We start from the raw sequence: 11,838 nt of genomic DNA, 5'->3' as shown, positions 1-11,838 counted from the left end.
CGCCCGATCAGTGGCGGCGGACGCCGTCGATGCGGATCCAGTCTTCTTCGCGTTCGCAGCGCAACTGCTCGAACCACGGCGCATAGCGCTCCAGCAGTTCGTCTTCCTGCCCCTGCAGGATGCCGGACATCGCAAAGCGTCCACCCGGCGCCACGCGTGCGGCCAGCAGCTCGGCCAGCGCGTCCAGCGACGTCGCCAGGATGTTGGCCACCACCACCGAATAGGTCTGCACCGGCTCATCCTCCGGCATGCAGGCGGTCAGTTGCGCCTGGAGGCCATTGCGCTCGGCATTCTCGGCGGTGGCCAGCAGCGCCTGCGGGTCGTTGTCCACGCCCACCGCGCTGGCCGCGCCCAGCTTGAGCGCGGCCAGCGCCAGGATGCCCGAGCCGCAGCCGAAATCGAGCACGCGCGCACCGTGCAGCACGCCACTGCTGCCCAGGCTGTCGAGCCAGCGCAGACACAGCGCAGTGGTCGGGCTGGCGCCCGAGCCGTAGGCCAGGCCCGGGTCCAGCCGCACCACGGCCGCTTCCGGCGTGCTGGCCGCCTCGGGCAACGCCTGATCCCAGGGCACGATGAAGGTGCGCGTGCCGAACTGCATCGGCTTGAACAGGTCCATCCACGCGCGGATCCAGTCGCTGTCTTCGACCATGCGAAACGACACCTGGCTCCAGTCCAGTTCCGGGTCGAACGCATCCAGCGCGGCCAGGACCTGCAGCGGGTCGCTCTCGCTGTCGAACAGCGCGGTCAACTCCAGCTCCTTCCACAACGGGGTTTCGCCGACGCCCGGTTCCAGGATGGCGTGGCTATTGCTGCCATCGTCGTTGCCGTCGAGCGAGGTCACCGCCAGCGCGCCGACTTCCTCCATGGCGGTCTGGAAACGGGGCTGATCGGCATCGGTGCAGGGCAGGGTCAGTTGAAGAAACGGCATCGTGGCAGTCGGTAACAATGAAGGCGTGCATCGTAGACCATTCGCGCAGGCCGGCTGCCGTGCAGTTGGTCATGCGCCGCCACTGCCAGCGTCGGCCCAGCGCGGCGGTTGCGGCGATCTGGCCGCGTGTACCGCTGCCGTCTGCGTTGCATCTGCCCCCGGCACTGCGTGCCCACTGCATGCGACCCACCCATCTGCGTCTGGCGCTGTTCGTCGCCGCGCGAGCAGCCATGGCAGCGTTCGCCTGGCCGCCATGGCCCGTGCAACCGGGTGCTAGACTCCGCGCCGTCGCTGCGGGCGTCTCCGCCGCTGGTTGCCGCTGTCATGCCGCTTGCTCGTGCCCGCCATCTCTGGCTGTTGCTCGCTCCCGTCGCGCTTGCGGCGGCGGGCTGGTGGCATGTGCGTGCGCATCCGGCCACGCCAGCCACCACGACCACCGCGGCGGCCACTGCCGCCACGCAGCCGGCCGTCGCCACGCGGCCGGGGCATGCGGCCTTCGAACGTGGCACGGCACTGCAGTTGCGTGATCGCGATGCGGTGGATGCACAGCCGGATCTGTATCGCTACGCGCAGCACCTGCAACAACGCGTGCAGGCCGGCGATGCGCAGGCCGGCTGGCGCTTGAGCCGGGTCTACGATTACTGCGCACCGTATGCCGCCAGCCCGGCCGGCTATGCCGCCGACAGCGCGTGGATCGCCGCGCATACCACGCCGGGCGTGGCGGCCATGCATGCCGCGCGCGATCGGGTGGCGCAGCGCTGCGCCGGTTTCGCGCCCAGCGACGGGCTGAGCCCGCGGCTGGTGGCGCAGCAACGCCTGCGCGCGGCGCGCGCCGGCAGCCTCGCCGCCGAGGCCGCCCTGCTCGCGCTGGGCGAACCCCTGCAGGCCACCCCGGCCTACAAGCGCACGCTGGTACGGCGCGTGCTCGCCTCGCGCGACCCGGAGGCCTATCTGGCCCTGGCACCGGCGATGGGCGCGCGCGCCAGCGGCGATGACAGCCTGGACGGTTATGTGGCCGGCGATCAGTTCGCCGAACTGGCCTGGCAGGTGGCGGCGTGTCGGCTGGGCCTGGACTGCAGTGCCGACAGCACGCTGGTCACCAGTTATTGCGCCAACGCGGGCATCTGCTCGCGCGCCGGCGCGCAGGATTTCGTGTCGTTCGTATTCGACGCCGCGGTGCCGCGGCAGGGAGCAGACAGGGTGGATGAGATGGTCGATACATTGGTGTCCGATCCGGGAGCACAGTCATGAATTACCGTCGGTTGGCGCATGGCGCCAAGTTCTGGTTCTGGGTGGCCCTGTTCGTGGCGTATTCGGCCGCGGCGGTGGGCATCGTGATGATCGATACCGCCGATCACCGCTACCAGCCGCTGTCGGTGAAGTCCACCAGCGTCACCGCCGACGAACAGCAGCGACGGCACGGCGCAAGCCAGGTCGCCGCGCTGTACCGCGCCAGCAGCGCCATGCCGTTTTCCACCTTGCCGGCCGGCTCGACCTTTCAGGTGGTCTGGCCGGACGGTTCCACCGAAACCATGACCGTGGTCGACCCGTCGTCGGCCAGCGGCATCGTGCCGGTACCCGGCAGCCAGCAGGCGCCTGCGCCGCGGCGTTGAACGCTGCGTATCCGCGCGGACGCCTGAAGATGCGCAGCGGATCCGTTAGCACCCAGGATCCCGTAGGAGCGCACCGGGGCGCGACGAGGTTCCGCCGATAAAGCGCGGTCGCGCCCGGGTGCGCTCCTACGTACAGGTCGACTGGTGGCATGGTTTGCCGGTGTGGGGTGTCGTCCAGCCGCGTGCATAGCCTGCGTGAGGCACTGCCGGCGCGATGCACCGCAACGCAAAAGCACATCGGATCCGGCAATGGCTTTCGGCCTCCAGGCCTCGCACCCGCGGATTGCGTAGGAGCGCACCCGGGCGCGACCGGATCTGCCGGTAAAGCCTGCTCGCGCCCGGGTGCGCTCCTACGCATGGACCGGCTGGCTTGCAGGGCTGGCGGTGCGAGGCAGTCGCGGCGCGATGCACCAGGGTGCAACGAAAAAGCCCGGCTTCCCGGGCTGTTTCGTTGCCATGGCGCTTGCGATCAGGTCAACGCGATCGACTTGTTCTTGCGCTCGGCCAGGCGCTTTTCCAGGTAGTGGATGTTCTGCCCGCCGGCCTGGAAGCCCTTGTCGCGCATGATGCGCTGCTGCAGCGGGATGTTGGTCTTGATGCCGTCCACCACCATCTCGCTCAGCGCCACGCGCATGCGTGCGATCGCGGTTTCGCGATCGGGGCCATGCACGATCAGCTTGCCGATCATCGAATCGTAGTTCGGCGGCACCTTGTAGCCGGCGTAGATGTGCGTATCCACGCGCACACCCGGGCCACCGGGCGGATGGAAGGCGGTGATCAGGCCCGGGTTGGGCATGAAGGTTTCCGGATCCTCGGCGTTGATGCGGCACTCGATCGCATGCCCGCGCAGCACGATGTCGCTCTGCTTGATGCTGAGCTTGTGGCCGGCGGCGATGCGCAGCTGCTCGCAGACCAGGTCGATACCGGTGATGCGCTCGGTCACCGGGTGCTCCACCTGGATACGGGTGTTCATTTCGATGAAATAGAAGCGCCCGCCTTCGAACAGGAATTCGAAGGTGCCCGCGCCGCGGTAGCCGATGCGGATGCACGCATCCACGCAGACCTTGCCGATCTCGTTGCGCAGTTCTTCGGTGATGCCCGGGGCCGGCGCTTCTTCCACCACTTTCTGGTGGCGGCGCTGCATCGAGCAATCGCGTTCGCCCAGATGGATCGCACCGCCCTGGCCGTCGGCCAGTACCTGGATTTCCACGTGGCGTGGATTTTCCAGGAACTTCTCCATGTAGACCTGATCGTTGCTGAAAGCGGCCTTGGCTTCGGACTTGGTGGTTTCGATCGCGGCCTTGAGCGCCGCCTCCGAATGCACCACGCGCATGCCGCGCCCGCCGCCGCCGCCGGCGGCCTTGATGATCACCGGGTAGCCGATCTCGCGCGCGATCTTGGTATTGGCGACGATGTCATCGCCGAGCGGGCCGCCCGAACCGGGCACGCATGGCACGCCGGCGGCCTTCATCGCGCGGATCGCTTCGACCTTGTCGCCCATCAGGCGGATGGTGTCGGCCTTGGGCCCGATGAAGATGAAGCCGGATTCTTCCACGCGCTCGGCAAAGTCGGCGTTTTCCGACAAAAAGCCGTACCCGGGATGGATGGCCTGCGCATCGGTCACCTCGGCCGCGGCGATCAACGCCGGAATGTTGAGGTAACTGTCGCTGGACGCGGCCGGGCCGATACACACCGACTCATCGGCCATGGCGACGTGCTTGAGGTTGCGGTCGACCGTGGAATGCACCGCGACCGTGCGGATGCCGAGCGTGTGGCACGCGCGCAGGATGCGCAGCGCGATTTCACCTCGGTTGGCAATGACGACTTTATCGAGCATGGGATTCGGGATTCGGGAATGGGGAATGGGTAGGCGCGGGCATCATGGTGCGGCTCCACGTCTGCGTAGGGCATTCATCAATGCGGTGAGCTTGGCGAAGACCTGGTCAACCTGCTGGCTGACGATGTCTTCGTCTTCGGTGTTGCTATAGCCCAGTCGTACGGCGATCTGGACCTGTGTATCCAGTTCGGAGAGCGAGCCGCGCGCAATCGAGAGAAACCGCGCGTAATCGGGAGTTGAGCGCCGCGCCGCACCTTCTGCGATGTTCGACGGGACGCTGACGGCCGCACGGCGCAGTTGCGCCGTCAGGCCGTAGCGTTCCTGCTCAGGAAAGATCTCGGTAAATCGGTAGATCATTTCCACGAGTTCCATGGAATCGCGCCACGCCTCCAGGCGTTCATGGGGCCGCTTTGCCGATTCCCGATTCTCCACTCCCGATTCCCGGCGCTTCAGCCAATCACGAACAACGGCTGATCGAACTCCACCGGCTGGCCGGTTTCGCCGAGGATGGCGACGACGGTGCCGGAGACGTCGGCTTCGATCGGGTTGAACATCTTCATCGCTTCGATGATCGCCAGGGTGTCGCCGGCCTTGACCGCCTGGCCCACGGTGACGAACGCCGGCTTGTCCGGCGAGGGCGAGGTGTAGAACGTGCCGACCATCGGCGCGCGCAGCACGTGGCCCTCGGGCAGCGCGGCCGCCTGCTTGGCGCCGCCGGTGGAGGCCTCGGTGGGCGACTGCATCGGCATGCTGGCCGCCGGCGGTGCGGCGGCCGGGGCGGGTGCGTACTGCTGCACCGGTGCGCTCATCACCTGGGTGCCCTTGGGCACGCGCGCCAGGCGCACGCTTTCTTCGCCTTCCTTGATCTCGATTTCGGCGAGATTGGATTCTTCGAGCAGGTCGATCAGTTTCTTGATTTTGCGGAGATCCATAAGGGCCTCTTGAGGTGAATCGGTGGAGAGTGCCGGCGGATGCCGGCGGAATGGGGTCAGGCTGTCGGCGTGGTCGCCGAGCCCGGGACGGCAAGGGTCATGGCGCGCGCTCCAGCCGCGCGATCACCGCTTCCAGCGCCAGCCGGTAGCTGTCTGCGCCAAAGCCGCAGATGACGCCGTCGGCCTTGTCGCTGAGATAGCTGTGGTGACGGAACGGCTCGCGCGCATGCGGATTGGACAGATGGATTTCCACGAACGGCAGGCCCACGCCCAGCAGCGCGTCGCGCAGCGCCACCGAGGTGTGGGTGAAGGCGGCCGGGTTGATCAGGATGTAGGCGGTGCCGTCCTCGCGCGCGGCGTGGATGTGCTCCACCAGCACGTGCTCGGCGTTGGATTGCAGGCAGGTCAGCGCATGCCCGGCGGCCTGCGCACGGTCCACCAGGGCCGCATCGATCTGCGCCAGCGTGGTGCGCCCATAGACCTCCGGCTCGCGGGTACCGAGCAGGTTGAGGTTGGGGCCGTGCAACAGCAGCAGGTGGGCCATGACATCCAGCGCGGCGGAAAGGCCGGAAGTCTGCGCGATGCTGGCGATGCTGTCCAGATAGCAGAAGTTATAGCTGTTTTAAACGGACGATTGAATTTCTGCGGCGTACGCGTGCCGCGCCAGTGGCGGCGGGCATTGGCGGGTGCCGATGCAGCGGCATGCCGTGGCGTTCCGCAGTGCCGGGTCCGCGCCCCGCCGCTGCCGGGGCGCCTTTTTTTGGATGCGTGCCTCCAGTGCGCAGCGGGCGCCGACATCGGCGGTTTGCGGCGCTAGTCCTGGCGCATCTGCCACTGCCTCCGCGTCGGGATTCTGTGTCCGCGGCAGCAAGTTCGGCCGTCCCGGCCAACGGGCGCAAGGCGCCCTGGGTTAGGCCGCGATTGCCCGGCCGGCCTGCCGCAGGCGGCACCCACGCAGCCCGCTCGTGCCCACCGTGCACGATGGACGCAGATGCCGGCCCGATGGCAGTACGGACGGACCCTAACGGCTTTCGGTTGCCGCGGTGTCGCGCCCGAGGTGCCGCCACAGGAAGGCGTACATCAGCGCAGCACGATGCGCAGCCTGGGCATTGTCGCCAGGGTTGGCGTGGCCGCCCTCCATGCTTTCGTAGAACACCGCGTCCTTGCCCGCATCCAGCATCTTGGCGGCCATCTTGCGTGCGTGCCCGGGGTGAACGCGATCGTCGCGGGTGGAGGTCAGGAAGATCGTGGGCGGATAGGTCTTGTTCGGATCGAACAGGTGATACGGGGAAAAGGTCTGGATGAACGACCAGTCCGCAGTGTCCGGGTTGCCGTACTCGTCCATCCATGACGCGCCGGCCAACAGGTGGTTATAGCGGTGCATGTCCAGCAGCGGGGCTTCGATCACTACCGCCCCGAACAGCTGCGGATACTGGGTCAGCATGTTGCCGGCCATCAATCCGCCGTTGCTGCCGCCGCGCACGGCCAGATGCTTGGCCGAGGTGACCTTGCGTGCGATCAGGTCCTGCGCGATGGCGGCCATGTCCTCGTAGGCCTTGTGCCGGTTCTGCTTGAGTGCAGCTTGGTGCCAGCGCGGGCCATACTCGCCGCCGCCACGCATGTTGGACAGTGCGAAGACCCCACCCTTCTCCAGCCACGCTCGTCCCATGACACCTGAGTAGTACGGCAGCATCGGGATCTCGAAACCGCCGTAGCCATAGAGCTGGGTCGGGGCGCTGCCATCGAATGCCAGCGCCTTCGGGCGGACCAGGAAATACGGGACGCGGGTGCCATCCTTGCTGGTGACGAAGTGTTGCTCGATGAGGAACCGGCTGGCATCGAAGAACGCCGGCAGCGCTTTGAGGCGCTGCGGTTGCTTGCCGATCTGCGCCAGCGACAGCGTGGGCGGAGTGAGGTCGTCCGCGACGGTGAGCCAGACCGCGTCGCTGTCGACGTCGTCCAGCGCCTTTATCTCTGCAGCGCCGAAAGTGGGGGCACCGACAAACGCGCTGCGCTTCCAGCCGTGCACACCGGGGGTCAGCACGCTCAGCCGTGTTTTGACGTCATCCAAGATGTTGAGCACCAGGTGCGAACGGGTCCAGACGGCACTGCTGAGCGAGGCGGTGTCGGTGGGCTGGAAGACCACCTCGAACGCGCGCTTGCCTGCCATGAAATCGTCGAACCGGGTGGCCAGTAGCGTGCCGGCTGCATAGGTCTTGCCACCGACGCTCCACGGCTCGCGCAACTCCAGCGTGAGCCATTGGCGATGCAACTGCTTGGTCGCCGAGTCCGGCACCTCGATCTGGGCCAAACGTCCGTTGCGGTCGCGCAGATACCAGCGCTTGTTTCGGATGCCCAGCTCGCGAATCACGATATCCCGTTCGAAGCCCGGGGTGTCGTCATGGAAGGCCCTCACGCGCATATCCTGCGGGCTGCCCTCGTAGACGGTCGTGGCGGTGTCCAGGGCGGTGCCGCGTTTCCATTGTTTGACCACGCGCGCGTAGCCCGAATCGGTCGTGGTGCCAGCGCCGAAATCGGTACTGACATAGACGGTGTCATGGTCTATCCAGGAGAGCTCACCCTTGGCTTCGGGCCGGACGAAGCCATCCTGCACCCACTGTTTGTCGATCAGATCGAACTCGCGCGTGACATCGGCATCGGCACCGCCGCGCGACAGTGTGATCAGGCAGCGGCGATAGGCCGGACGCAGACAGTTGATGTCCTCGTGCTGCCATGCCCAGTCCTTGCCCTCGCTCTGGTTGAGGGCATCCAGATCCAACACGGTTTCCCACTTCGGTGACGGCTTGCGGTATTCGGCCGGTGTGGTCCGTCGCCAGATGCCGCGCTTGTGTTGTCTGTCCTGCCAGAAGTTGTAATAGCTGTCGCCGATCTTCTGCACGTCGGGAATCTTCGCATCCGAATCCATGACTTCACGGATACGTGTTTCCAGTTGCTGGAATTCGGCAGTGCCGGCCAGCTGCTGCTCGGTGCGTGCATCTTGATGCTTCACCCAGTCGAGCGCCTTTGTGTCGGTGACATCTTCCAGCCAGAGATACGGGTCTGTGTTGGCCGTGCCGGCCGCAGCAATCGCAATGCCGGGCGTCGCAGGTGCTGCATCGGCGCCTGCAATGCCGGCAAGAAGCAATGCTGCGCCGAAAAGGGTGCGGGTGGACGTGGGGGTCATTATGTCGCCATCGCCGATAGGGGGCGACAGCATAAAGTCGAATATCGTGCTGTGACCGCGCGGTGAGAAATGTTGAGAAATGCGCTCTGAGAGCAAGCGCTTCACGCTGCGGTGACCTTCTAAAAAAAGCAATTGCTGGATGCAATCGAGTTAATCGCCTGCGGGCTCGGACGCGACGAAATGATGGTCGTGGGCATGTCCGGCGTCAGGCGGGGCGCCGGCAAGCGGGCAGGCTGCCGGTGACAGCAAGGCGCACACGTTCCTGGGATCGCCTCGAAGGCACAAGGTATGCCGGCGCAGCCCCCCTCCAGACGCATTGGGGCGTCGAAGCCGCTGCCTCAGCGCGCTGCGCGCAGCAACGCGTCCTCGGTGATCGCGCCGGTCAACACCGTGGGCAGGATCGCCGGTGGGGCACCGGGGCCGTACACCACGTAAAGCGGCACGCCCACGGCCTGGTGCTGGTCCAGGAAGGTGCTGATGGCCGGGTCGACGTTGGTCCAGTCGCCTTTCATGTAGACCGCATCGACGCGGCGCAGGGCATCGCGGAATTCGGCACTGCTCAGCACGTTCTTTTCGTTGGCCTTGCAGGTCACGCACCAGTCGGCGGTCATGTTGACGAACACCACGCGGTTGTCGGCGCGCAGGCGGTCCAGCAATTGCGGCGAGAACGCCACTGCGCCTTCGCTGGCGGCGGTGGCCGCCGGTAGCCGTAGGCGGGTGACGCCGACCACCGGTACGATGGCCAGCACCAGCATCACCGTCGCCAGGCGCATGCCGGTGCGATGGCTGTTCCAGCGGCTGCGCTCGAAGCACCACAGGCCCAGCGCCAGCAGGGTGGCACCGACCAGCATCAACGCCAGCGCATCCACGCCGCGCTGCTTGCCCAGCACCCACAGCAGCCAGATCGCGGTGAGATACATCGGGAACGCCAGCACCTGCTTGAGCGTCTCCATCCATGCGCCGGGCGTGGGCAGGCGCCGCGCCAGCGAGGGGACGAAGCCGATCAGCAGGAACGGCAGCGCCAGGCCCAGGCCCAGTGCCAGGAATACCAGCATCGCCAGCAGCGCCGGCGCGGTGAACGCATAGGCCAGCGCGGTGCCCATGAATGGAGCGATGCAGGGGCTGGCGACCACGCAGGCCAGCACGCCGGTGAAGAAGTCGCCCAGCGGCCCGTTGCGCGCGGCCAGCGACTGGCCGATGCCACCCAGGTTGCTGCCCAGCGTGAACACCCCCGACAGGCTCAGGCCCACCGCGAACATCAGATACGCCAGCGCCGCCACGAACCACGGCTGCTGCAGCTGGAAGCCCCAGCCGGCCGCCTGGCCGGCCGCGCGCAGGCCGATCACCAGCCCGCCGATGGCGGCGAACGACACCAGCACGCCCAGCGAATACCAGATGGCATGGCTGCGCGCATGGCTGCGGCTCTCGCCGCTATGCGCCAGCCCCAGCACCTTCAGCGACAGGATCGGCAGCACGCAGGGCATGAGGTTCAGCACCAGCCCGCCGAGCAGGGCCAGCGCCAGCATCGCCAGCAGGCCCTTGTCGGTATGCGGCGGCTGGGTGCGCTGCGGATTGTCGGCCGCGGCACTGGCAGCCGGCGGCGCCGCGGAGGCGCTGGCTTGGGCGGGCGCGGGGTCGGCAGGTGCCTGCCCGGCGGCCAGCGGCGAAATCATCAGCGGCGCGGCCTGCGCCTGGTTTTGCGGCGAGACCGTGCCGGCAGGCAGGTCGAGCGCCACGCGGCGGGTCATCGGCGGGTAGCAGATGCCGTCGGTCTGGCAGCCCTGGAAGGTGGCCACCAGGGTCACGTGCGCCGGCTCGGCGCGCTCGCGCAGCAGCGGCAGGGTGACTTCGGCCTGGTCGAAATACACCACCACGTCGCCGAAATGTTCGTCGCGGTGGGTCTTGCCCTGCGGCCAGCGCGGCAGCCCCGTGTGCACGCCGGTGCTGCCTTCCACGGCCAGCGAGGTGCGGTCGCGGTAGAGGTAATAGCCCGGTGCCGGGGTAAAGCGCAGCAGCAGGCTGTTGCCGTCGCCGACGATGGCCTCGAAGGTGAAGGCTTGCTCGGCCGGCAGCGGCAGCGCGTCCACACCGGCGGCCTGGCCGGTGGCGCCGAACAGGCGCGGACTCGACGCGTCGCGCGGCACCAGTGCGCCCAGGTTTTCGCGTTGCGGTGCGGCGGTGGGCGCGCCGGCGGCCGCTGCCTCGGGCAGCGCGACGCGGATCTCGCGCCGCTGCGGCGGGTAGCACACCCCGGCATCGGCGCAGCCCTGGTATTGCACCTGCAGGACCGCCGTTTTCAGGGCCGGCTCGGCCCTGCCGGCCAGGGTGGCCTGCAACTGCTTGCGGTAGGTCTGTACCTGGCCAAAGAACTCGTCGTGCTTGCTCTCGCCCTCCGGCAGCGCCAGTTCGCCAACGGAAAAGCCCTGCCCGGATTTGACGCTGATGCGATGGCGATACAGGTAGTAGCCCGGCGCGATCTTCCAGTTCAGACCGATGCTGTCGCGGCTGTCGGCCTGGGCGGTCAGCGCGAAGGCCTGGTCCACCGGCAGCAGGTCGGCCTCGCTGACCGCCTGCGCGGGTGGCGCCACCAGCGCCAGCGGCGCGGCGAACAAGGGCGCGGCCAGCAGCGCGCAGCGGGCGATCCAGCGGGACAGAGACTTCATGGACGTCAGGATTCCTTGCGGGTGTCGGCCCGGACCCAATCGAGGTAGGCCGGCAGCCCGGCGCTGGCTTGGACAGCAACCGCCTCCGGCAGTTCATACGGATGCAGCGCCTGCAGCCGCGCGATGGCGTCGGGCAGGCGGTCTTCCCAGGTCTTGATCAGCAACTGAACTTCCGTGCTGCGCTCGATGGCGCCGTTCCAGCGGTACAGCGATTGCGCGCCGGGCAACTGGGTGACGCAGGCGGCCAGGCGCTCGTCCAGCAAGGCGTGCGCGATGCGGTCGGCGCTGTCGGCATCCGGGCAGGTGCTGAACAACAGATGGAGGGAAGAGGCGCTCATTGCAGCTGCGCAGTGTAATGCCCCGCCTGCGGGGGATCGACCGCCGATTCCGGAACAGGGCGTCAACTTCGCTGCCTTCGCAATGCCGGTAGGCAGGGTGCCCATGCCTCGGTGCAGCTGCGCAGGGAGGTCGGTAGAGCACCTGCCACACTGCGCCGACCTTGCCGTGGCGCGGAGCGCGGCGCCGGATGCCAAGACCGGCCGACAACGGTTGGGAGATGCATTGCGCCGGTGACCCGGCGGTCACTTCGCCCAGCGCGAGGAGGCCGGGATCCTTGGCAAGGCGATCTTGGAAGCCTGCATGTCGGTGCGGAGGCGACGCATTGCCACGCCCGCGGTATTC

At 67.4% G+C, this 11,838-nt stretch carries 9 protein-coding genes and 1 pseudogene; 2 read left to right on the top strand and 8 right to left on the bottom strand.

Annotated elements, in window-relative coordinates; all coding sequences use genetic code 11:
• Window positions 1-7 precede the first annotated feature (7 nt).
• Complete coding sequence (prmA, locus tag XnspCFBP7698_RS14125) at window positions 8-928, bottom strand: 50S ribosomal protein L11 methyltransferase (RefSeq protein WP_104579264.1); 921 nt, start codon at window positions 926-928, stop codon at window positions 8-10.
• A gap of 324 nt (window positions 929-1,252) precedes the next feature.
• On the opposite strand from prmA, the gene XnspCFBP7698_RS14120 reads away from it, so the two are divergent.
• Together XnspCFBP7698_RS14120 and XnspCFBP7698_RS14115 are read left to right on the top strand one after the other, a co-directional pair.
• Window positions 1,253-2,179, top strand: a complete 927-nt coding sequence (locus XnspCFBP7698_RS14120; protein ID WP_123137511.1) for a hypothetical protein — start codon at window positions 1,253-1,255, stop codon at window positions 2,177-2,179.
• Window positions 2,176-2,541 (top strand): hypothetical protein, encoded by a 366-nt coding sequence (locus XnspCFBP7698_RS14115; RefSeq protein WP_039405049.1) that lies wholly within the window; start codon window positions 2,176-2,178, stop codon window positions 2,539-2,541. The genes XnspCFBP7698_RS14120 and XnspCFBP7698_RS14115 overlap by 4 nt, the downstream gene beginning before the upstream one ends.
• A gap of 469 nt (window positions 2,542-3,010) precedes the next feature.
• Here the strand turns inward: XnspCFBP7698_RS14115 and accC are convergent, their stop codons facing one another.
• From accC to cutA, 7 genes and pseudogenes are all read right to left on the bottom strand, one after another.
• Complete coding sequence (gene accC, locus XnspCFBP7698_RS14110) at window positions 3,011-4,378, bottom strand: acetyl-CoA carboxylase biotin carboxylase subunit (protein WP_039405052.1); 1,368 nt, start codon at window positions 4,376-4,378, stop codon at window positions 3,011-3,013.
• Between the two features lie 42 nt (window positions 4,379-4,420).
• On the bottom strand, window positions 4,421-4,750 hold the full coding sequence (locus XnspCFBP7698_RS14105; RefSeq protein WP_208413055.1) for a four helix bundle protein: 330 nt from the start codon (window positions 4,748-4,750) through the stop codon (window positions 4,421-4,423).
• 77 nt (window positions 4,751-4,827) lie between these two features.
• A complete protein-coding gene (gene accB / locus XnspCFBP7698_RS14100; protein ID WP_047693373.1) occupies window positions 4,828-5,310 on the bottom strand; it encodes an acetyl-CoA carboxylase biotin carboxyl carrier protein in 483 nt (160 codons plus the stop codon).
• A gap of 97 nt (window positions 5,311-5,407) precedes the next feature.
• Window positions 5,408-5,854: a type II 3-dehydroquinate dehydratase gene (gene aroQ, locus XnspCFBP7698_RS14095; RefSeq protein WP_123137510.1), complete on the bottom strand. Its 447-nt coding sequence runs from the start codon at window positions 5,852-5,854 to the stop codon at window positions 5,408-5,410.
• Between the two features lie 477 nt (window positions 5,855-6,331).
• Window positions 6,332-8,377 (bottom strand): annotated as a pseudogene (locus XnspCFBP7698_RS14090) (prolyl oligopeptidase family serine peptidase); the annotation flags it as partial.
• 455 nt (window positions 8,378-8,832) lie between these two features.
• Window positions 8,833-11,157 carry a protein-disulfide reductase DsbD gene (locus tag XnspCFBP7698_RS14085; protein WP_123137509.1) on the bottom strand — a complete coding sequence of 775 codons (2,325 nt, stop codon included), beginning with the start codon at window positions 11,155-11,157 and terminating at the stop codon, window positions 8,833-8,835.
• Window positions 11,158-11,162: 5 nt separating this feature from the next.
• On the bottom strand, window positions 11,163-11,495 hold the full coding sequence (gene cutA / locus XnspCFBP7698_RS14080) for a divalent-cation tolerance protein CutA (RefSeq protein ID WP_039405072.1): 333 nt from the start codon (window positions 11,493-11,495) through the stop codon (window positions 11,163-11,165).
• Window positions 11,496-11,838: the final 343 nt, after the last annotated feature.

The organism is Xanthomonas sp. CFBP 7698 (assembly GCF_003600855.1).
GTDB lineage: Bacteria > Pseudomonadota > Gammaproteobacteria > Xanthomonadales > Xanthomonadaceae > Xanthomonas > Xanthomonas cannabis.
The sequence above is the reverse complement of the archived record's forward strand: the minus strand, read 5'-3'. Positions and strand labels throughout refer to the sequence as shown.